Genomic DNA, 21,683 nt, shown 5'->3' on the forward strand with positions numbered 1-21,683 from the left:
AGCGCCCTGGAGTCGGACCGTCATCGCGTCGCCCGCAACATACTAAAAACAAATCATGAACGGACACTATATGTTCGATGTGTGTTCCGCAATCCTAAAAATATGATGAACGGACCGGGCTTTACCGGGGAAGCGGCTCAGTTCGGCAGGCGCAGGATCTCGCACGGGCTGCCGGCAGGCGCCTTCGGCGCAAACGCCGGCCGGATCACCAGCGCCTGCGACAGCGCGAGATTGCCGAGCAGCGACGAATCCTGCTGCGTCACCGGTGTTGCGACCAGGGTGCCGTCGGCGCGCTCCTTGAGCTGCGCCCGCAGATAGTCCTCGCGCGAATCGTTCGCCCCCAACTCGCGGCCGAGCAGGGCGGTCTCGCGCGGCATCACGGCCTCGTCGCGGCCGAGCAGGCGCCGAATCAGCGGCACCATGAACAGGATGGCGCAGACATAGGACGACACCGGATTGCCGGGCAGTCCGATCACCCTGATGTCGCCGAGCCGTCCGTGCATCATCGGCTTGCCCGGCCGCATCGCGATCTTCCAGAACGCCATTTCGACGCCCTCGGCCTCCAGCGCCTGCTTGACCAGGTCGTGATCGCCGACCGAGGCGCCGCCGGTCGTGATCAGGACGTCGGCCTCGGCCGCGCGGGCGCGCCGGATTCCAGCGACCGTCGCCTCCATCGTATCCGCGGCGATGCCGAGATCGATCGGCGTCGCGCCCTCGCTGCGCACCAGCGCCCGCAGCGCGTAGCCGTTGGAATAGACGATCTGCCCCGGGCCGGGCGTCGAGCCCGGCATCACCAGCTCGTCGCCGGTGGCGAGCAGCGCCACCTTCGGCCGCCGCCGCACCGGCAGCGCCGGATGATTCATGCTGGCCGCCAGGGACAGGTCGCGGTCGCTGAGCCGGCGCCCGGCCTTCAGCAGCACCATGCCCTGGTGGAAGTCGACGCCGGCCGGCCGGATGTGCCGGCCTGTGATCGCGGCCTCGGTGATCACGACATGGCCGTCCTCGGCGATCGTGTCCTCCTGGATCACCACCGCGTCGGCGCCTGCGGGGACAACGCCGCCGGTGAAGATCCGCGCCGCCTCGCCGGGCCCGACCACGCGATCGAACGGCCGTCCCGCCGCGACCTCGCCGATCACCTTCAGCCGCGCCTTGGCCTCGGCTGCGTCGGCCGCGCGCACCGCATAGCCATCCATCGCCGACATCGCCTCGGGCGGCTGCGTCCGCAGCGCCGCGAGGTCGCGGGCCAGGATGCGGTGATAGGCCTCGTCCAGCCCGACCATTTCCTCAGCCAGCGGCTCGGTGCCGGCGAGCACCGCGGACAACGCATCGGAGACCGGCATCAGGGCCATGGGATTACCTTCGGACGAAGACGGGCAGATCGACTGAATCGCCTTCTAACCGAACGCGCACGGGGTGGCCAAGAGCCTAAGCCGCTCCCGGCTTTCCGATCGTCTGAAGGTGCGTCGCGTGGCCCGCCGCCTCACGATCGCGCGAGAAACTCTGCAATCATGCCGGGGGGGCAGTCGCGATCTGCTCACGTGCACACGGAGTCCAGACGGAGCTATCCGGCAGCCGCGCGACAGGCGGCGCGCTCGGTGGTGTGCAGGATGTCCGCCACCATGTTCCGCAGCCAGACCGATGCCGCGTCACGATCGAGCTGCAGCGGCCAGACCATCGAGACCGCCGGCAGCCGCAACTTCAACGGCGCCGGACAGAGCGCCAGCCCAAACCGGGGTCCGTAGAGCCTTGCCATCCGGGTCGGGATCGTGGTGATCACCGGTGACGCGGCCACCGTCGCCAGCACGCTGAGGAAATCCGAGGAGGCCGAGACCACGTTGAGCTCGGTGCCGATCTCATCCAGCGCCGCCTCCAGGCAGCCCTGCAGGCTGTTGGTCAGCGTCACCAGTGCGTGCGGAAGCGACAGATAGGCATCCAGGCCGATCGGTGTTTTCATCGCGATGCGCTTTGGATTGTAGACGCAGCTCAGCGCCTGCTCGAACAGGAACTGGGATCGGTGCCGCAGCGCCACCGCCTCGAAGCAGCCGACGCCGACATCCAAGGCGCCCTCGTCGAGCAGACGATGCACCTCGTTGCGTTCGGTCGGACGGCTGAGAAGCCGCACGCCGGGCGCCGTTCGACGCAGCTCCGCCGTGAGTTCGGGGATCAGCAGCAGCTCGACCTCGCTCGAGAATCCCAAGCGGATGGTGCGCTGCTCGGTCGCTGGGTCGAACTCCGGTGCGGCGTGCAACGCAGCCTGCATCTGGGCCAGCGCCGCCCGAACCGGTCCGGCCAGCACCGCAGCCTTGGGGGTCGGCTGCATGACCGTGCCGACGCGGACGAACAGCTCATCCTGCAGCAGCACGCGAAGCGTCGACAGCGAATGGCTCATCGCCGGCTGCCCCACCTTCAGGCGCGCCGCCGCGCGCGTCACGCTGCGCTCCTGCATCAGCGCGTCGAACGCGACCAGCAGATTGAGGTCGAAGGAGCGAAGATCGAAATGATCGATGGACTGCATGAGTTGGATCGATTTGAGGAATGCATGACCTAATCGTAGATCTCGGCCCAGACAAGATCACCGTTCGGATCGAGGCCGCCAAACATGCAGGACATCACGACCTATCGCGTCGGGGACGCCACCATCAGCAGGATTTTCGAGATCGGTCTCGATGCGGTCGAGGGCGAGTTTCTGTTTCCAGGCGTGGACGCCGCCAGCATTGCCCGCGAACGCGGCCGTTTCGGGCCGGGATCGGTCGATCCGCGCACGGGATCGCTGCGCCTGAGCATCCATAGCTGGCTGGTGCGGACGCCGGAGCGCGTGGTGCTGATCGACACGGCCACCGGCAACGACAAGGAGCGGCCCGGCGCGGCCGTTCTGCATCGCCTGAACGAGCCGTTCCTCGACCGATTGCGGGCGGCCGGCGTCGCCCCCGACGATGTCGACCTCGTCCTGATGACGCATTTGCATGCGGATCACGTGGGCTGGAATACGCAGCTTGCCGATGGCCGCTGGATGCCGGTGTTTCCGAACGCCCGGCACGTTTTCTCGGGCCGAGAGCGCGCCTATGTCGCCGCCCTCTCGGCCGGCGACGGCTCGGACGCCGCGATCAGGGACGCGGCCGGGCTCGGACCCATGCTGCATCCACCGATGCCGGGGGTCTACGAAGACAGCGTGCTGCCGATCGTCGAGGCCGGCCTCGCGCGCGAGATCACGGTCGATGGCAGCGAGGTCGTAGGCGGCTTCCGTTTTGTGCCGAGCCCCGGTCACAGCATCGATCACGCCTGCATCAGCTTCAGCTCGCGTGGCGAGCGCGCGCTGTTCTGGGGCGATGTGCTGCATCATCCGATGCAGGTCGCGCATCCGGACTGGAATTCGGTCTATTGCGAATTCCCGGAGGCGGCGCGGACCTCACGGCTATGGGCGATGAACCATGCCGCGGAGACCGGCTCCCTCGTGTTCACCACCCATTTCGCCGAGTCCTCGGCCGGGCGCGTCAGCCGCGACGGCGACCGGTTTGCCTGGCACTTCGCCTGATCCGAGATGGCCATGATCGATAATGCAACGTTCTCCTCGCGCATCGTTTCCGAGCGCCGCCTGATCGAAGGTCCGGTGTCCGATGTCCAGCTTCAGCTCATCAACAAGCGCCGGCACGACCTGCAACGCTTCTCGGCCGAGCGCACGCTGGTGATGATGCACGGCGCCACCTTTTCGTCCGCAAGCCTGTTCGACGTCACGGTCGATGGCGCCTCCTTCATGGATGTGCTGGCGCAGGCCGGCTACGACGTCTGGGCCGTCGACGCGCGCGGCTACGGCGGCTCCAGCCGGCCGCCGGAGATGTCGCGCGCGCCAGAGGAAGGTTCTCCATTGGTCAATGCGCGGACCGCCGTGGACGATTTCGCTGCCGCGGTGGACTTCATCCGCCGGCATCGCGATATCCCGCGCGTCAACGTGCTCGGCATGTCCTGGGGCGCCACGATCGCCGGCATGTTCGCGAGCGCGGCGAACGCGAAGCTCGAGAAGCTGATCCTGGTGACGCCGCTCTGGCTGTCGAGCGAGCCGTTGCGCATCGACGCCGGCGGACCGCTCGGCGCCTATCGGATCGTCACCCCGCGCGCGTTCGAGGCGGCATGGCGCGGCGCGGCTCCGGAGCACGCGCGGGACAAGCTGATTCCGGACGGCTGGTTCGAGACCTGGGCGCAGGCGACGCTCGCGACCGATCCGGACTCGCCGTACCCCGACGCGATCCGCGCGCCCTCGGGCGCGGTACAGGACGTCCGCGCGCATTGGACCGCGGCCAGGCCGACCTATGATCCCGGCAGCATCAACTGCCCGGTTCTCCTGCTCTCGGCGGAATGGGATGTGGATGTCAGCTTCGAGATGGCGCACGACCTGTTCGTTCGACTCGCGAGCGCGCCGTACAAGCGCCTGGTCGAGATCGGCCAGGGCACGCACATGGTCCTGATGGAACGGAATCGACAGCAGGCGTTCGATGCAGTGATCGGATTTCTCGACGAACGCGCCGTGCCGGCGCGTTGATCATGGCGCGGACGATCTGCAACGGGCGGACGGCTTTCGTGCGGTCTGTTAGAGCGGATGTCGAATCCAGACATTCGGCTCGACATAGGCGGCATGGTCGTGCGCGACCGACGCGAGCACAGGCACGAGAGCACAGGGGATCTCGATCTCACCCGATCGATCGAAGGTCACGCCGGTCCATTGCGACCGCGGCCAGCGGACGCGCCGGGAGGCGGGCCGGACGGCGCCGTTGCCGGCGGCCGAATTTAGGATTCGCTTTTTCGGAAAAGTCTGCTATGCTGATTTGGTCCCGTGCTCGACAGGAGGGGCGCTTCGCGATCGTCACGGACGTGGAGCGCGGGATGCGGTGGCCGCGACGTGTCGCAGCGTGCTTCGGCATGTGGACGGACGGCATGGCGCGGACGTGAAGTCGCGTGGTCCTGGCATCCCGACGCTGATGCCAAGCCGGCGGGTGATGATGAGCCCGACGGCGACGGTGGCCAACAAGCCGGAGCACCGGGGAGAGCGCGAAGTAAGCGTGAAGACCATCGCGCAGGGAATGCCGGATGTCGGCTGGACCTGTGGTGACTGCCGCCTGCTTTTTTTCTGCAGGCGGGCCATGGGTTGCGGCCTGCAGCCCGGCATTCCCTGCGCCCTCCGACTTCGAGGGTGAACGACAGCAGCATCACTCGGGCTCACCGTGCCGCGAGAACAATTTCGCATGAGTGGACGTCGTGATTGCGAGCGCAGCAACTCAGAATTTTTCCGCGGGGGGACTCCGCTTATGCGCGGTGATCGAGAAGCGGAGTTTTCGTCTTTGCGAATTCCTCGTGCCTCTCTCACCGCCTCAAGCCTGTATGAGCTTCGATCCAGCGCCGCCCTCCGCTGTCGTCCCGGGCAAGTCACGACGCCGCGCCAGCGGCGGCGGGGCGCCGACCCGGGATCCATAGCCACAGGGAGATGTTTTGCGCACGATATCGAACGAGTCTTGCCAGATCATGGCTGCCGGTGGCTATGGCCCCTGCGTTCGCAGGGGCGACAGCGGAGGTTGTGGCGGAGTTGCGGGCCCGAGCCTCGTTGATACGCCGCCGCCGGCCATGACGCGTCCTTCCGACAAGCGCCTAGATCCCCAGCGCCTCCAGCGCCGCGGCGACATCGGCTGTCGAGCGCACCAGCACCGCATTCAGCCCGCTGGCCCGCGCGCCCTCGACGTTTTCGGCGAGATCGTCGAAGAACACGATCCGCTCGGCGGGCACGCCGATCGCTCGCACCACGTGATCATACGCCTCGGCATCCGGCTTGCGCAGGCCGATCGACGACGACAGGAAGATCTCGCGAAAGTGACCGAGCAGATCGGCGTAAACAGGCGAGAAGTGATCGATGTGCGGCTGGTTGGTGTTGGAGAAGGCGTAGAGCGGCAGCTTTTCCGCCGCGCGTGCGAGCAGCGCGGCGATGCCCGGCATCGCGCCGACGAAGATCGCGTTCCAGCCCTCGAGAAACTGCGCGTCGGTGATGTCGATGCCGAGCTGCTGGCGCAGGTTGGCGAAGAACGCGGCGTCGGAAACGGTGCCACGCTCATGGCCGTGATAGATCTCGTCGCGCACGAAGCGCGCCGCGATCTGCTCGGGCGGACAGCCGGCATGCGCCGCCCAGCGCGAGACCACCTGGACGAAATCGATGTCGATGACGACGCGGCCGAGATCGAACAGCAGCGCATCGGCCGCGCCGGGGTGGAGAGCGGAGGAGGGCATGGACAGCGGCGGCGGTGCCTGGTGTGGAAGCGACGGAGCGCCTCCTTAATAGCGATAGGGCTCGATGTCGACCAGCGGAAACGCGCTGACCACGCTCGGCAGGTTGGTGGCGGTCGCCGGATGCAGATAGGATGCGTTCAGCTCCGCGAACGAGGTGACGCCGAGCAGGCCGAGCGCGCGGATGACCTCGTCCTCCAGCAGCTCGAGCATGCGCAGGATGCCGTCCTCGCCGGCGGCCGCCAGCGCCCAGCATTGCAGCCGGCCAATGCCGACGAGATCGGCGCCGGAGGCGATCGCCTTGACGATGTCGGTGCCGCGGCAGAAGCCGCCGTCGACCATGATCCTGGCCCGGCCCTTCACCGCCGCGACGATCTCCGGCAGCACGTGCATCGCGCCGCGGCCATGATCGAGCTGGCGGCCGCCATGGTTGGAGACGTAGATCCAGTCGACGCCGTGATCGACCGCGATCTGCGCGTCCTCGGCGGTCGCGATGCCCTTGATGATCAGCGGCAGCTTGAACTTGTCCTTGATCAGCTTGACGGTGTGCCAGCTCAGCGCCTTCTGATGATCGCCGCCGGTCGCGCGCAGCCGGCTTTCGCGCACATAGCGCTTGGCGATGTCGCGCTCGCGCCGGCTGTAGTGGGCGGTGTCGACGGTGAGGCAGAACGCCGTGTAGCTGTTGGCGACGGCGCGGCTCACATAGTCCTCGACGAAGGCGTCGTCGCCGCGGACATAGAGCTGGAAGATGCGCAGCGCGTCGGGAGCGGCCTCGGCGGTCTTCTCCAGCCCGGGCTCGGACACCGAGCTCAGCATATGCGCGGCCCCGAATCGTCCGGCGCCCCGAGCGACGCTGGCGGCCCCTGCCGGATCGAAGATTTCGAGCGCGCCGACCGGAGCCAGAACCACCGGCAGGCGCAGCCTGCGGCCGAAGGTTTCGACCGAGGCATCGACCCTGGAGACGTCGCGCAGCACGCGCGGACGGAACGCGATCTCGTCGAGCGCCATCCGGTTCCGGCGCAGCGTGGTCTCGGTTTCGGCGCCGCCGATGATGTAGTCCCAGGCATTCTGGTTGAGCTGGGCGCGGGCCTTGCGGATGAACTCGTGCAGGTTCTGGAACTTCTCGTCGCTCGAGCCGAGCTCGACGTTCCGCCACCCGGCCTCGATCGGGGTCTGTTGGTTCATGGTTGCCTCCCAGCGACTGTCATGTTTCCCGGTTTTGCCGCGGAGCATCGCCCATCGTGCGGTCCGGGTGCAAGCCATTCCGAACTGGAGTTCGCCGGGCGTGCAAAGGCGGTCGCCGCAGCCGCCGGCGGTCAAATCGCGTCATCTTCCGCGGCTCGTCGAAATGTGATGAGGGGTGCCCGTGAAAGACCGGATATGTGCAGTCGGTCCCTGGAGGACAGGCGCAGCCCTGATCTTGATTTCAGCCTGCGAACGTCCATTTCGGATGCGGGCGCCGGCGGTCGGGCTCCGGTACGGCGGCGCAATATCGGCCTTGAAGAAACCGGAAATGTGGTGTGAGTTCGCAACACAAATCGCGCCGGCGACGCGTGCGGACCCTGTGATCGACCGGCCATCCAACAAACGCTCGGGAAGCAAACAATGCGGAAAAACTGGCTGTTCTTGGCGGGCACGATGACCGGCGTCGGTCTGACCCTGATGGTGACGGGTCCCGACGGCGCGCAACTCGTGGCGAAGGCCAAGGCCGCGGCCGGCATGGCCGACACCTATTCGCAGCTCAATTTGTTCGGTGCGGTGTTCGAGCGTGTCCGCGCCGACTATGTCGAGAAGCCCAGCGATCCCGCGCTGATCGAAGGCGCCATCAACGGCATGGTGTCGTCGCTCGATCCGCACTCGCGCTACATGAATGACAAGTCCTGGCGCGACATGCAGGAGACGACGTCCGGTGAGTTCGGCGGACTCGGTCTCGAGGTCACCATGGAAGAGGGCCTGGTCAAGGTCGTCGCGCCGATCGATGACACGCCCGCGTCCAAGGCCGGCATTCTCTCCGGCGATCTCATCGCCAAGATCGATGGCGAAGCCGTGCAGGGACTGACGCTCGAGCAGGCCGTCGCCAAGATGAAGGGCGGCGTCAACACCAAGACCAAGCTCACGATCATGCGCAAGGGCAAGGAGTCGCCGCTCGACGTCACGCTGACGCGCGAGATCATCAAGGTGCGCCCGGTACGCTATCACACCGAAGGCGGCGACATCGGCTATATCCGCATCACATCCTTCAACGAGCAGACCACCGAGAGCCTGCGCAAGGCCGTCGCCACCATCTCCAAGGAGATCCCGCAGGAGAAGCTCGCCGGCTACGTGGTCGACCTGCGCAACAATCCGGGCGGCCTGCTCGACCAGGCGGTGTCGGTCTCCAGCACGTTCCTGCCGCGCGGCGAGGTGGTTTCCACCCGCGGCCGCAATCCGGAAGAGACGCAGCGCTTCACCGCCCGCGGCGGCGATCTCACCAAGGGCAAGCCGCTCGTGGTGTTGATCAATGGCGGCTCGGCCTCGGCCTCGGAGATCGTGGCCGGCGCGCTGCACGATCACAAGCGTGCGACGCTGGTCGGCACGCGCTCGTTCGGCAAGGGCTCGGTGCAGACCATCATTCCGCTCGGCGCCGGCAATGGCGCGCTGGCGCTGACCACGGCGCGCTACTACACGCCGTCGGGCCGCTCGATCCAGGCGCAGGGCATCGCGCCGGACATCGAGGTCAAGCAGGACGTGCCGGACGAATTCAAGGATCGCGGCGATCTCAAGGGGGAGGCCGGCATGCGCGGCCATCTCTCGGCCGCCGACGGCACCGAGCAGACCGGGTCGCAGTCCTACGTTCCGCCGGACGAGAAGGACGACAAGGCGCTGCACGCCGCATTCAACGTGCTGCGGGGCGTCACGGTGAACGCCGATGTCCGCGCCAAGGCGGCGGTGCCGAACTGATCTGCGAAGTGGGCGGGTGCGCGGCTTGCGACGCTCGATGCTCACACCCGACGGGGCGGCCCTGAGGCCGTCCCGCCGTGGTATTCGACCAGCGTGTACTGGCGGACACGGAGCATGTCCGTCTGTGTCCGGTAGATCATGGCGGAGCTGTGGACTTCAAGCGGCGAACGGGACGACTGGTCGGCAGGGTTTGAATCTGGCTTGCGGAAACGCCTCAAATTGCAACGGTATTTATCGGTTCGGAACCGGCTCAGGCGGCGTCCGAGCGCGAACGGCGGCCGGGTGAGCGATTGGTGCGCTGCGCGGCGAACAATTGCCGCACGTCGGCCGCCGGCTTCGGAGGGCTGAAGAGATAGCCCTGCATCTCCGAGCAGCCGAGCCGTTTCAGCACCTGGCGCTGCGCCTCGGTCTCGACGCCCTCGGCGGTCGTCGACATCTTGCGGATGGCGGCAATGTTGACCACGGCCTGCACGATCGCCGCGGAGCCCTCGCTCTCGGTGATGTCCTGGACGAAGCAGCGGTCGATTTTGATCTTGTCGAACGGAATGCGCTGCAGATAGCTGAGGCTCGAATAGCCGGTGCCGAAATCGTCGAGCGCGATGCGGACGCCGAGCGCGCGCAACTGGTGCAGCGTGTCGAGCGCGTCGTCGTCGCGGATCAGCACCGCTTCGGTGATCTCGAGCTCCAGCCGATGCGGCGGCAGGCCGGAGGTCGCAAGGGCATTGGCGACCTTGAGCGCCAGGGTGCCGCTCTTGAACTGCACCGGCGAGACGTTGACGGCGAGCCGGATGTCGTCCGGCCAGCTCACCGCCTCGGTGCAGGCGACCTGGAGGACGCGTTCGCCGAGCAGGTTGATGAGGCCGGTGTCCTCGGCGATCGGAATGAACTCGGCCGGCGAGACGCTGCCGCGCACCGGATGCTTCCAGCGCACCAGTGCCTCGCAGCCGACGATGCGGTCGTCCTGCAGGCTCAGGCAAGGCTGGTAGTAGACCTCGAGCCGATCGTCGGCGATGGCCTGGCGCAGGTCGACCTCGAGCTGGTGGCGCGCCTTGACCTGGGCGTCCATCTCGGGCTCGAAGAAGCGCCAGGTGCGCCGTCCCGCGCCCTTGGCGGCGTACATTGCCAGATCGGCGTTCTTCATGATCTGGTCGAGATCGGTGCCGTGCTCGGGGATCAGCGCCACGCCGATCGAGGCGTCGGCGGTGAGCTGATGGCCGAGGCAGTCGCGCGGCGCGCGGATCGCGCCGAGAATGTCCTCGATCAGCTGTTCGACGTCCTCGCGGTTGCGGATCGCCGTCTGAACCACGGCGAACTCGTCGCCGCCGAGGCGGGCGACGAATCCCGTGGTGCCGACACAGGCGCTCAGGCTCGCCGCGACGGACTTCAACAGCTCGTCGCCGACGAGATGGCCGAGCGAATCGTTGACGCCCTTGAACTCGTCGATGTCGATGTAATGCAGCGCGAGGCGCCGGCCTTGGGGGACGCCGGTCAGCTCCTCCTTGAGGCGCTCGTGGAACAGGGTGCGGTTCGGCAGATCCGTCAGGGCGTCGTAGTGCGCCAGATGCGTGATCTGCTCCTCGGACCGTTTGCGCTCGGTAATGTCCTCGTGGGTGGCGAGCCAGCCGCCGCCCGCGATCGGCTCGTTGACGATCTGGATCCAGCGACCGTCCGTGGTCTCGATGATCTGCGAGGTCTTGCGGCCGATGTCGCGCAGCACCGCATCGGCATATTCGCCGTCGTCGCCCGCGAGCGAGCCGGTCGCCTTGCGGTGCGCGATCAGCTCGCGGAACGTGCAGCCTGGTTTCACGACGTCGGCCGACAGGCCGTACATGTCGACGTAGCGCTGGTTGCTGATGACCAGGCGCTCCGATGCGTCGAACAACAGGAGGCCCTGGGTCATGTTGTTGACGGCCTTGTCGAGCCGTTCCTTCTCCAGCGTCAAGCGGCGGCTCGAAACGTCGTGGTCGCTGATCAGCCGGCGCACGACGACGTAGAGCATGCCGGCGATCAGCAGCACCGATGTCACGCCGACGGCGATCAGGAAGCGCATCTGCTCGCGCCAGTCAGCGAGCGCCGCCGAAACCGTTGTCGTCGCGGTCACGATCAAGGGATAGCTCGTCAGCCGGTGCGATGCGCCGATGCGGTGCTCGCCGTCGACGGGGCTGCTGAAAATGCCCGTGGTGTTGCCATCGCCGGCCAGGATCTGGCGGAAGATCGGCGCGTTCTTGTAGTTCTGGTTCTGCATGCCCTCATGGCGTGGATGGCGGGCCAGAAGGGTTCCGTCGCGATGCATCATCGAGATCGCCGCGTCGGGCCCGAGCGCGACGGAGGCGAAGAACCGCTCGACATTGATGGGTTCGAGACTGCGGCTGATGATGCCCAGGAACTCGCCGCTGGGACTGGTCAGTTTCAGGGCGATGACCGCGACATAGGTGCCGGTGATCCGGCCCACGACCGGTTCGATCAGCAGTTGCGGCGCAGTCGGATCGGATTTCAGCCGCTTGAAAAATGTGCGATCGGCAATGTTGACGGGCGGTACCGGCCAAGCCGCTCCGGAGTTGATCAGGTTGCCCTCGGAGTCGAAGATGTTCAAACCGCCGACATAGGTCACCGCGCTCAGCTTGTCCTTCAGCATGGCATTGACGGCGGCACTTCCCATCTGCTCCTTGAAGCGGGCGCCGGTGTCGATGTGGTTCTGTCGGACGTAGTTGGCGAGATCGCGCTGGATCGCGCCGAGATCCTCCATCTGCTGATCGAAATGACGCGCCAGCAGAAGGACGGTGTTCTCCAGCTCGCGCGTCGCGCTGTTCAGCGCGCGTTCCCGGAAACTGTCGGCCATGATGGTCGTGCCGATCGCGATGGCTGCAATCAGCACGAGGCCTCCGCCGACCAGCCAGCGGATCGGTCCACCGCGGTCGGTCGAAGCTCTGAGGGCATTCCGTGGACTGGCGTTGGTCGTCATCGGCCCCTGAATACGCTTGCGATAGGCGCTTCGGGATGGACCGCTACGACGTCCCTCCCACAACCATTGCTATAGGCCCGCTATGGAAGTGAGGTTAGGAAGTTGAGTTAGCGAACAATTAATTCGAAGTTGTATTTGACTTGGTAATCTCTTCAGGCGCGATAGTGCCCGGACTTGCCGCCGATCTTCTCGGTCAAGTGGATACCTTCGATGCGTACGCCGCGCTCGGCCGCCTTGATCATGTCGTAAATGGTCAGGCAGGCGACGGACACGGCCGTCAGGGCTTCCATTTCCACGCCGGTCGGCCCGGTCACCTTGACGGTGGCGCTGACGATGCAGCCGGGTAGCGCGGCATCGGGCGTGATGTCGATGGTCACCTTGGACAGCGCCAGCGGGTGGCACAGGGGAATCAGCTCGGAGGTCCGCTTGGCGGCCATGATGCCCGCGATGCGGGCAGTGCCGAGCACGTCGCCCTTCTTGGCGTTGCCGGACAGGATGAGCTCGAGCGTCGCCGGGCTCATGACGACGCGGCCCTCGGCGGTCGCGGTTCGCTCGGTCGCGGCCTTGTCCGACACGTCGACCATGCGGGCTTCGCCGCGGGCGTCGATGTGGGTGAGGGCGGGAGCGTCGGGCGACTTGTCGGACATGGTCACTCAGCCGCGCTGGCGGAGGCGGCATTGCGCGCGAGCAGCCCGCGCGTCGCCGCCGTGACGTCCGCCTGCCGCATCAGGCTCTCGCCGACCAGGAAGGTCTGGATGCCGACGCGCGCCAGGCGCGCGAGGTCGGCGGGCGTGAAGATGCCGCTCTCGCCGACCAGCAGGCGCTCCTTCGGCACCAGCGGCGCCAGCGCCTCGGAGGTCGCCAGCGTGGTCTCGAAGGTGCGCAGGTTGCGGTTGTTGATGCCGATCATCGGCGAGCGCAGCTTCAGCGCGCGATCGAGCTCGGCGCGATCATGGATTTCGATCAGCACATCCATGCCGTGGGCGAGCGCGGCAGCCTCGATGTCCGCAGCGGCGGCATCGTCCAGCGCGGCCATGATGATGAGGATGCAGTCGGCGCCGTGAGCACGCGCTTCGATCACCTGGTAGGTGTCGAACATGAAGTCCTTGCGCAGCACGGGCAGGGCGGTCGCGGTCCGCGCGGCGACCATGAAGTCGAGATGGCCCTGGAACGATGGCGTGTCGGTCAGCACCGACAGGCAGGCCGCGCCGCCGGCCTCGTAGGCCTTTGCGAGCACCGGCGGATCGAAATCGGCGCGGATCAGTCCCTTGGACGGCGAGGCCTTCTTCACCTCGGCGATCAGCGCGTAGTCGCCGTTTGCGTGCTTGGCTCGGATCGCCGCCACGAAGCCACGCGGCGGCGAAGCGACGCGCGCGCGGGCCTCGAGTTCGGGCAGCGCGCATGCCCGCTTGGCTGCCGCGATCTCCTCGCGCTTATACGCTTCGATCTTGGTCAGGATGTCCGACATGGCACGCTCCGGTGGATCAGCTGTTGGAGACCTCGATCAGCTGCTTCAGCCGCGCCGCCGCGGCGCCGCTGTCGAGCGAATCGCGGCCGATTGCGACCCCGTCCTTCAGCGTCTTGGCACGGCCGGAGACGACCAGCGCCGCCGCAGCGTTCAGCAGAGCGACGTCGCGATAGGGGCTCGGCAGGCCGTCCAGCACGCTCTGCAGCGCCACCGCATTGGCCGCAGCGTCGCCGCCCTTCAGACCGTCGCTGCCGCACAGGCCAAGCCCGGCCTCCTCGGGCGAGACCTCGAAGGTGCGGATATGGCCGTTCTCCAGCGCGGCGACGAAGGTCGGGCCAGTCAAGGTGATCTCGTCGAGCCCGTCGGAGCCGTGCACGACCCAGGCGGCCTCCGAGCCGAGATTCTTCAACACGTGGGCCAATGGCTCGACCCATTGCCGCGAGAACACGCCGACCATCTGGCGCCTGACGCCGGCCGGATTGGACAGGGGACCGAGCAGATTGAAGATCGTGCGGGTGGCGAGCTCGACCCGGGTCGGTCCGACGTTCTTCATCGCCGGATGATGCGCGGGCGCGAACATGAAGCCGATGCCGGCCTCGTGCACGCATCGTCCGACCTGGTCCGGCTTCAGGTCGATCTTGACGCCGAGCGCGGCGAGCACGTCGGCGGCGCCGGACCGCGACGACAGTGCGCGGTTGCCGTGCTTGGCGACCGGCACGCCGGCGCCGGCCACGATGAAGGAGGCGCAGGTCGAGACGTTGACCGAGCCGGAGCCGTCACCGCCAGTGCCGACGATGTCGACCGCGCTCGCCGGCGCATCGACGCGCAGCATCTTCGCCCGCATCACGCTGACGGCGCCGGTGATCTCCTCGACCGTCTCGCCGCGCACGCGCAGCGCCATCAGCAGCGCGCCCATCTGCGACGGCGTCGCCTCGCCCGACATCATGCTGTCGAAGGCGGACGCCGCCTCCTCGCGGGACAGCGGCGCGCCGGTCGCGACCTTGCCAATGATCGACTTGAGATCGTCCATCACGCGTGCCCCTAGCAAACCGTCACTGATTGTTGCCGCCGACCACCTGGGCCACGGCGGCCTCGTTGATCGTCGTCCCGATGTCCTTCTCGAGCTTCATGACATAGGCCGTGCCTTGCTCGTCGGCGAGCGCGCGCTGCAACTGGTCCTTCAGCTTCTTGGTGTCCTCGGACGCAAGGTCGACCTTCGGATCGATGATGTCGGTGACACGGAACACGATCCACTGCCGGCCGCCATCAGCCTCGGTCTGGCCGACGCCGTCCTTGGCGGTGCGGAACGCGGCGGTGATCGCTCCGGTGGGGACGCCGGGCACCGAGGCGTCGCGCTTGAACGCGCTGGCCGTCTCGATCTTCACGCCCAGCGATGTCGCCTCATCGGCGAGCTCGCCCCCCTCGTTGAGCTTCTTGACCAGCTCGGTGGCTTTGGCGCGCAGCTTCGCTGCGACCTCGTCGTCGCGCCAGCGCGCGGCGACCTGATCCTTGACCTCGTCGAGGGCGCGATCGCGCGGCGGGGTGATGCCGAGAACCTCGAACCAGACATAGCCGCCGCGGAACGAGATCGGCTCGTTGTCGACACCGACGTCGCTGGTGAAGGCCTGCGCAACGACATCAAGGCCAAGCGGGATGTTCGAAACGGGCTGGCCGTTGGGTTGCTTGCCGGACCTGTCGACCGCTTCGAGCGTAACGGCATTGAGACCGAGCTTCTTGGCGGCCTCGGCCACGCTGGCGCCGCCGCCGCGCTCATCTTCCATCTTGTCGCGAAGATTGGCGACTTGCGACTTGGCGCGGTCGGCTGCGATCTCTTTCTTGATCTCGGCAGCGACGCTCTCATATTCGGGCTGCTGGCCCGGCTGAATCGCGCTGACCTTGACCAGCGCCACGTTGAACGCGCCCTTGACCGGCTGGCTGACCTCGCCGGTCGGCAGCGAGAAGGCGGTATCGGCAACGACAGGGTCGAGAATCGCCGATTTCGTCACCAGACCGAGATCGAGATCGGCCGGGTTGAGGTTGCGCTCCTTGGCGAGCTCGTCGAACGTGACTTCACCCGCGGCGATCCGGGCGCGCGCCGCCTGTGCCTCCTCCATGGTGGGGAAGGTCATCTGCTGGACCTGGCGCTTCTCCGGCGTGCCCATCAGCGCCTTGCGCTGGTCGAACAGCTTCCTGGCGTCCTCGTCAGAAACGTCGGTCGACTTGCCGATCTCTTCGGGTGTCACCACGACGAACGAGATCTTGCGATATTCCGGCGCCTTGAACTGGGCTTTGTGCTCATCGAAATAGGACGCGAGAACCTCGGGCGAGGGCGCATCGATGGTGCCGGCCTGCGCCGCGTCGAGCTTGATGTAATCGATCGAGCGCTGCTCGTTCTGGAAGCGGCTCAGCGCCTCGAGCATCGTGTTGGACGGCTCCAGCCCGGCCGCGATCGTGCCGGTGATCTGCCGCCGCAGCGACTGTCGTCGCTGGTCAGCCAGATAGCGCTGCTCGGTGAAGCCGAAATTGCGGATGATGGCCTGGAAACGCTGCGGGTCGAATGCCCCGTTCGGGCCCTTGAAGTTGGGATCGCTGAGGATCACCCGCATGGTCTCCGCATCGGACTGGGCGAGACCGAGACGGCGAGCCTGCTCGTCGAGGGCGGCTTCCGCAATCGTCTGCTGCAGCACGGAGCGGTCGAGCCCGAACATGTGGGCCTGCTCGGTGGTCAGCGGACGGCCGAGCTGGCGGCCGATCTGCTGCAGCCGGTCGGTATAGATCTGCCGGAACTCGTTGATCGAGATCTCCGTGCGTCCCACGGTTGCAGCCGTCGACTGCCCGAAGCCGCGGAAGATGTCGGCGATGCCCCAGATGCCGAAACTGACGATCAAAACGCCCATGACCACCGCCATGATGGTCTTGCCGAGCCAGTTTGATGAGGCCTTGCGTAATCCTCGAAGCATGGGTCCAGTCTGTCTGCAGGAAAAAGGATGAAGAGGCCGCGCCTTAAAGCAGATTCCGCGAAAGGCCGTCGCCGAGTTGAAACGGCTTATAAAGAGGCAGCCGCCCGGTCGCAACCTCGGCCCTGAGGCCGATTGAAGCGGTGAGAAGACGGCTCCCGCTCTGGTGCTCCTCGAAGGGCTCTGCTAGCCGATGTCCGTCACAACATTTGCTGGAATCCCGCCATGACCGACCGCATCCGGCCGCTGATCGCCGGCAACTGGAAAATGAACGGCCTGAAGGCCTCGACCACCGAGTTCGACGCCATGCTGGCCGGAGCCGCCGAGGTCACCGGCAAGGCCGACCTGCTGGTCTGTCCTCCCGCCACCCTGGTGGCAGGCTTCGCCGAGCGGGCGCGCGGCACCCACGCGATCGCGATCGGCGCGCAGGACTGCCACCCTAAGGCCTCAGGAGCCCATACCGGGGACATTTCGGCGGAGATGCTGGCCGATGCTGGCGCCAGCGCCATCATCGTCGGCCATTCCGAGCGGCGTGCCGATCATGGCGAAAGCGATATTGTGGTGCACCAGAAGACCGAGGCGGTGTGGCGCGCGGGGCTGGTCGCGATCGTTTGCGTGGGCGAAACCCAGCAGCAGCGCGATGCCGGACAGACGCTCGACATCCTGCGCGGCCAGCTCAACCTCAGCCTGCCGCAGGACTCACGGGCCGACAACCTGGTCGTGGCCTATGAGCCGGTTTGGGCGATCGGCACCGGCCTCACGCCGACCGCCAAGGATGTCGAGCAGATTCATGCCTTTATTCGGCAATTGCTGATCGACCGCTTCAAGGAGCAGGGGGCGCGCATGCGTATCCTCTATGGTGGCTCGGTCAAGCCCTCCAATGCGGCCGAGCTGATGGCGGTCGCGAATGTCAACGGTGGGCTGGTCGGCGGCGCTAGCCTGAAAGCGGCTGATTTTCTCGCAATTGCGAAGGGCTGTTGAGAGCCGAGCTGAGCCGGGCGCTCTGATGCCCTGCGCCTCATGCCGCTTCTCCAATCCGCTTCCAATAGATCATCGTGCCGGTGAGGCCGCCATGCGGCTTCACGGCATAGTCTGGAATGATGCCGCTCAGCTGGAAGCCGACGCCTTCATAGAGTGATGAGGCGCCGCCATCTTCGGCGGTGTCGAGCACGAGCATCGTGCGGCCGTGCCCGCGCGCGAGGGTTTCTGCCGCATCCAGCAGAGCACGTGCGACGCCGCGCTTACGATGGCTCACGCGGGTCATCATCTTGGCGATCTCGGCGCGATGTGGCTGGTTCGGCGGCAGCTTCAGCTGCAGCGTCACCGTCCCGATCAGATCCTGCCCGTCAAAGGCCCCCAGCACGATTCGTTCGCCGCGCTCCGCGGCCGCGAGCGAGTCCTGCCAGAAAGCATCGGCATCGCCGGAGCTGAGCGGGTGCATGAAGCTGACGGACCCGCCATGGGCCACTGTTTCGATCAGCATCGCGCTCAGCGCCGCGCGAATGGCCGGCGTGTCGGACAAGGCTGCGATTCGCGGTAACATGCTCAACTCCGGGCAAGCGCCACGACATAGACGCAGGGCGCGTCCGATTCGTTGGCAAAGGTGGTGTCGATCGGTGGGCCGAAGCCGAGGCAGTCGCCGGGGCCGAGGACGTGGCGGTCCGCGCCTTCCGTGATGGTCAATTGTCCGCTCTGCACCCAGAGAAGCTGGCGGATGTGGATGTATGAAGAGGCCGGCAAGGTCACGCTGCGGTGCGCCGGCATCTCGACCGTTACCAACTCGATCGGATGATCCGGCCTGAGAAAGACCTGGCGCCTGACATAGCCCGTCTCCGGATCGCGCCAGACCGGCTGCTCGGCCGCCTTGGACAGGCGCTCCGACTGGGCTTCGGCGCGGAGCATCAGGCCGGCCAGCGTGAGGTCGAACGCGCTTGCGAGCTTCACCAGGATGACCGCGGTCGGGCTGACCTCGGCACGCTCGATCTTGCTGATGGTTGCCTTCGACACGCCGGAGCGTTCGGCGAGGTCGGCCAGCGACCACCCGCGGGCGTCGCGTTCCAGCAGCAGGCGGCGCGCGAGCCGCTGGCTGAAATCGTCCATTATTTGATCCATTCGTCTCTGATAATGGATGTCACGGCGGACGGCAAGGGGCGACCCCGAGGGTTACGTCGGCGCTTGTGTGAAGCGTGCTTGCGATTATCTGCGGGGTGGCGTTGCTCGACACGATCGTGTAACACCGCGCAAATTTCCGAATAGCCCGCGAAGCTCTCGCGATCCCGGCCTCCGGCCGGGGCCTGCGAGGGCTTGTGACGGAAGGTCACCATGCAGACTGTCTTGATCGTCATTCACCTCATGATCGTCGCCGTCCTGATCGGCGCGGTGCTGTTGCAGAAGTCCGAAGGCGGCGGCCTCGGCATGGGCGGCGGCGCCGGCTTCATGTCGAGCCGCGGCACGGCGAACCTGCTGACGCGCACCACGGCGATCCTGGCGGTCGGCTTCTTCCTCACCAGCCTGGCCCTGACCTGGCTGGCAGGATACGATCGCAAGCCGGCCTCGATCCTCGGCACCGTGCCTGGGCAGACCCAATCGGGCGGGGCGACCCCGGTGGCGCCGACCAGCGGTGGCGTGCTCGACCAGCTCAAGAAGGCCGACGAGCAGCAGGCCCCCGCGGCACCGAGCGCGCCGCAGGCCCCGCAGTCGCAATAAAGCGGGCAAGCCATGCAGGAACGCAGTTGGCGTCCTGCATCATAAAGCGGTCTCAAGTCCCTGGGACCATTCATATTTTGACGTCACCCACAGGCCCGCGACGACGTTGCGGGCCGACCACGATTCGTTTTGGCGAATCGCATCAGCGGCATTAAAGGTAGGGTCCCATGGCGCGGTACATCTTCATCACCGGCGGCGTGGTTTCCTCGCTCGGAAAGGGTCTGGCTTCAGCCGCGTTAGGCGCGCTGCTGCAGGCCCGCGGCTACAAGGTCCGGCTTCGCAAGCTCGACCCCTATCTCAACCTCGATCCAGGCACGATGTCGCCGTATCAGCACGGCGAAGTGTTCGTGACCGACGACGGCGCCGAGACCGATCTCGATCTCGGCCATTACGAACGCTTCACCGGGCGGCCCGCGACCAAGGCCGACAACATCACCACCGGGCGGATCTATCAGGACATCCTGACCAAGGAGCGCCGCGGCGACTATCTCGGCGCGACCATCCAGGTCGTTCCGCACGTGACGAATGCGATCAAGGATTTCGTGCTGTCCGGGAATGACGAGTACGATTTCGTGCTGGTCGAGATCGGCGGCACCGTCGGCGACATCGAGGGTCTGCCGTTCTTCGAAGCGATCCGCCAGCTCGGCAATGAGCTGCCGCGCCATCACGCGATCTACATCCATCTCACGCTGCTCCCGTACATCCCGAGCGCCGGCGAGTTGAAGACCAAGCCGACGCAGCATTCGGTCAAGGAGCTGCGCTCGATCGGCATCCAGCCGGACATCCTGCTGTGCCGCACCGACCGCCCGATCCCGAAGGAGGAACGGCGCAAGCTCGGCCTGTTCTGCAACGTGCGCGAAAGCGCCGTCATCGAGGCGCGTGACGTCGACAACATCTATGCCGTGCCCGAGGCCTATCACGCCGCGGGTCTGGACGACGAGGTGCTGGCCGCGTTCGGCATCGAGCCGCGGGTGCCGCCGGCGCTGGCGAGCTGGCACACGATCAACGAGCGCGTCCGCAACCCGGAAGGCGACGTGACGATCGCGATCGTCGGCAAGTACACCGGCATGAAGGATGCCTACAAGTCGCTGATCGAGGCGCTGTCGCATGGCGGCATCGCCAACAAGGTCCGCGTCAAGCTCGACTGGATCGAGAGCGAGGTGTTCGAGAACGAGGACCCGGCGCCGTTCCTCGAGCACGTCAACGGCATCCTGGTGCCCGGCGGCTTCGGCCAGCGCGGCGCCGAGGGCAAGATCCGCGCGGCGCAGTTCGCGCGGGAGCGCGACGTGCCGTATTTCGGCATCTGCTTCGGCATGCAGATGGCGGTGATCGAGGCCGCGCGCAATCTGGTCGGGATCACCGAGGCCAACTCGACCGAGTTCGGTCCGACGCCGGAGCCGCTGGTCGGTCTCATGACCGAATGGCTGCGCGGCAACGAGCTGGAGAAGCGCTCCAAGAGCGGCGATCTCGGCGGCACGATGCGGCTCGGCGCCTATCCTGCGGCGCTGAAGCGCGGCAGCCGCGTCTCCGAGGTCTATGGCGGCGCCACCGAGATCTCCGAGCGCCATCGCCATCGCTACGAGGTCAACACCGCCTACAAGGACCGGCTCGAGCAGCACGGCCTGAAATTCTCTGGTCTCTCGCCCGACGGCGTGCTGCCGGAGATCGTGGAGTACGAGGACCACCCCTGGTTCATCGGCGTCCAGTTCCATCCCGAGCTGAAGTCGCGCCCGTTCGAGCCGCATCCGCTGTTTGCCTCGTTCATCCAGGCCGCGGTGGTGCAGTCGCGACTGGTGTGAGCGGGAGCTGCTCTCCCCGCGCAAGCCGTCATTGCGAGCGCAGCGAAGCAATTCAGGGTCCTTGCGCGGCCCTGGATTGCTTCGTCGCTGACGCTCCTGGCAATGACGGTCGGGGCGAGAGCCGCGGCCTTTGACGACTGCGCCGATTGTTGCGACAAGGCTCCCTGATCGTTCGAAGCAACAGAGATCAGGGAGGATCACATGATCTACGAGAGCCGCATCTATCGCTGCATTCCCGGCCGGCTGCCGGCGCTGCTCAAGCGCTTCGAGACGACGACGCTGAAGCTGTGGGAGAAGCACGGCATCCGCCCGGTCGGCTTCTTCACCACCCTGATCGGCGAATCCAACCAGGACCTGACCTATTTCCTCGCCTGGGAATCGCTCGCCGAGCGCGAGACCAAATGGACCGCCTTCATGACCAATCCGGACTGGATCGCCGCCCGCGCCAAGAGCGAGGAGGACGGCCAGATCGTCGCCAACATCACCAGCCAGTTCCTGGTGCCGACCGCATTCTCGGCGCTGAAATAGAGGCCGGGGAGGGGCGGGGATGACCGATCCCCGCAACCCTGCTATTCGCGGGCGCGCGCCGG

The 21,683-nt window shown here is 66.5% G+C and carries 18 protein-coding genes; 7 read left to right on the plus strand and 11 right to left on the minus strand.

What is annotated here, in order from left to right:
- Positions 1-137: 137 nt before the first annotated feature.
- Both glp and QW845_RS00660 read right to left on the minus strand, forming a co-directional pair.
- Positions 138-1,349, minus strand: coding sequence for a gephyrin-like molybdotransferase Glp (gene glp / locus QW845_RS00655; RefSeq protein WP_315799750.1), 1,212 nt, complete (start codon positions 1,347-1,349; stop codon positions 138-140).
- A 212-nt stretch (positions 1,350-1,561) separates the two neighbouring features.
- Positions 1,562-2,515 carry a LysR family transcriptional regulator gene (locus QW845_RS00660; RefSeq protein ID WP_315799751.1) on the minus strand — a complete coding sequence of 318 codons (954 nt, stop codon included), beginning with the start codon at positions 2,513-2,515 and terminating at the stop codon, positions 1,562-1,564.
- A gap of 84 nt (positions 2,516-2,599) precedes the next feature.
- Between QW845_RS00660 and QW845_RS00665 the strand changes: the two genes are divergently transcribed.
- On the plus strand, positions 2,600-3,532 hold the full coding sequence (locus QW845_RS00665; protein WP_315799752.1) for an MBL fold metallo-hydrolase: 933 nt from the start codon (positions 2,600-2,602) through the stop codon (positions 3,530-3,532).
- 12 nt (positions 3,533-3,544) lie between these two features.
- A complete protein-coding gene (locus tag QW845_RS00670; protein WP_315799753.1) occupies positions 3,545-4,534 on the plus strand; it encodes an alpha/beta hydrolase in 990 nt (329 codons plus the stop codon).
- Positions 4,535-5,634: 1,100 nt separating this feature from the next.
- Here QW845_RS00670 and QW845_RS00675 read toward each other — a convergent pair.
- Both QW845_RS00675 and QW845_RS00680 read right to left on the minus strand, forming a co-directional pair.
- Complete coding sequence (locus QW845_RS00675; RefSeq protein WP_315799754.1) at positions 5,635-6,264, minus strand: HAD family phosphatase; 630 nt, start codon at positions 6,262-6,264, stop codon at positions 5,635-5,637.
- Between the two features lie 45 nt (positions 6,265-6,309).
- Positions 6,310-7,446 carry an alpha-hydroxy acid oxidase gene (locus tag QW845_RS00680; protein WP_315799755.1) on the minus strand — a complete coding sequence of 379 codons (1,137 nt, stop codon included), beginning with the start codon at positions 7,444-7,446 and terminating at the stop codon, positions 6,310-6,312.
- Positions 7,447-7,866: 420 nt separating this feature from the next.
- On the opposite strand from QW845_RS00680, the gene QW845_RS00685 reads away from it, so the two are divergent.
- Entirely contained in the window at positions 7,867-9,201 is a 1,335-nt protein-coding gene (locus QW845_RS00685; RefSeq protein ID WP_315799756.1) for a S41 family peptidase, read from the plus strand.
- A gap of 250 nt (positions 9,202-9,451) precedes the next feature.
- Here QW845_RS00685 and QW845_RS00690 read toward each other — a convergent pair whose 3' ends face one another.
- From QW845_RS00690 to QW845_RS00710, 5 genes are all read right to left on the minus strand, one after another.
- Positions 9,452-12,163, minus strand: a complete 2,712-nt coding sequence (locus QW845_RS00690) for an EAL domain-containing protein (protein ID WP_315799757.1) — start codon at positions 12,161-12,163, stop codon at positions 9,452-9,454.
- Between the two features lie 152 nt (positions 12,164-12,315).
- Positions 12,316-12,810, minus strand: coding sequence for a cyclic pyranopterin monophosphate synthase MoaC (gene moaC / locus QW845_RS00695; RefSeq protein ID WP_315799758.1), 495 nt, complete (start codon positions 12,808-12,810; stop codon positions 12,316-12,318).
- A gap of 2 nt (positions 12,811-12,812) precedes the next feature.
- Entirely contained in the window at positions 12,813-13,631 is an 819-nt protein-coding gene (gene trpC / locus QW845_RS00700) for an indole-3-glycerol phosphate synthase TrpC (protein ID WP_315799759.1), read from the minus strand.
- Positions 13,632-13,647: 16 nt separating this feature from the next.
- Positions 13,648-14,661, minus strand: coding sequence for an anthranilate phosphoribosyltransferase (trpD, locus tag QW845_RS00705; RefSeq protein WP_315799760.1), 1,014 nt, complete (start codon positions 14,659-14,661; stop codon positions 13,648-13,650).
- Between the two features lie 22 nt (positions 14,662-14,683).
- The gene (locus QW845_RS00710; protein ID WP_315799761.1) at positions 14,684-16,591 is read right to left on the minus strand and encodes a peptidylprolyl isomerase; all 1,908 of its coding nucleotides are present in this window, start codon (positions 16,589-16,591) and stop codon (positions 14,684-14,686) included.
- Positions 16,592-16,813: 222 nt separating this feature from the next.
- Here QW845_RS00710 and tpiA point away from each other — a divergent pair, with 222 nt between their 5' ends.
- On the plus strand, positions 16,814-17,569 hold the full coding sequence (gene tpiA / locus QW845_RS00715) for a triose-phosphate isomerase (RefSeq protein ID WP_315799762.1): 756 nt from the start codon (positions 16,814-16,816) through the stop codon (positions 17,567-17,569).
- Positions 17,570-17,606: 37 nt separating this feature from the next.
- Here tpiA and QW845_RS00720 read toward each other — a convergent pair whose 3' ends face one another.
- Positions 17,607-18,131 (minus strand): GNAT family N-acetyltransferase, encoded by a 525-nt coding sequence (locus QW845_RS00720; RefSeq protein WP_315799763.1) that lies wholly within the window; start codon positions 18,129-18,131, stop codon positions 17,607-17,609.
- A gap of 2 nt (positions 18,132-18,133) precedes the next feature.
- Complete coding sequence (locus QW845_RS00725) at positions 18,134-18,700, minus strand: XRE family transcriptional regulator (RefSeq protein WP_315799764.1); 567 nt, start codon at positions 18,698-18,700, stop codon at positions 18,134-18,136.
- 210 nt (positions 18,701-18,910) lie between these two features.
- Between QW845_RS00725 and secG the strand changes: the two genes are divergently transcribed.
- From secG to QW845_RS00740, 3 genes are all read left to right on the plus strand, one after another.
- The gene (gene secG, locus QW845_RS00730; protein WP_315799765.1) at positions 18,911-19,294 is read left to right on the plus strand and encodes a preprotein translocase subunit SecG; all 384 of its coding nucleotides are present in this window, start codon (positions 18,911-18,913) and stop codon (positions 19,292-19,294) included.
- Positions 19,295-19,461: 167 nt separating this feature from the next.
- Positions 19,462-21,093: a CTP synthase gene (locus QW845_RS00735; protein ID WP_315799766.1), complete on the plus strand. Its 1,632-nt coding sequence runs from the start codon at positions 19,462-19,464 to the stop codon at positions 21,091-21,093.
- A 201-nt stretch (positions 21,094-21,294) separates the two neighbouring features.
- A complete protein-coding gene (locus tag QW845_RS00740; RefSeq protein WP_315756696.1) occupies positions 21,295-21,621 on the plus strand; it encodes an NIPSNAP family protein in 327 nt (108 codons plus the stop codon).
- The last annotated feature ends 62 nt before the right edge of the window (positions 21,622-21,683 follow it).

This window comes from Bradyrhizobium sp. SZCCHNS3002, from assembly GCF_032377435.1.
Taxonomy (GTDB): domain Bacteria; phylum Pseudomonadota; class Alphaproteobacteria; order Rhizobiales; family Xanthobacteraceae; genus Bradyrhizobium.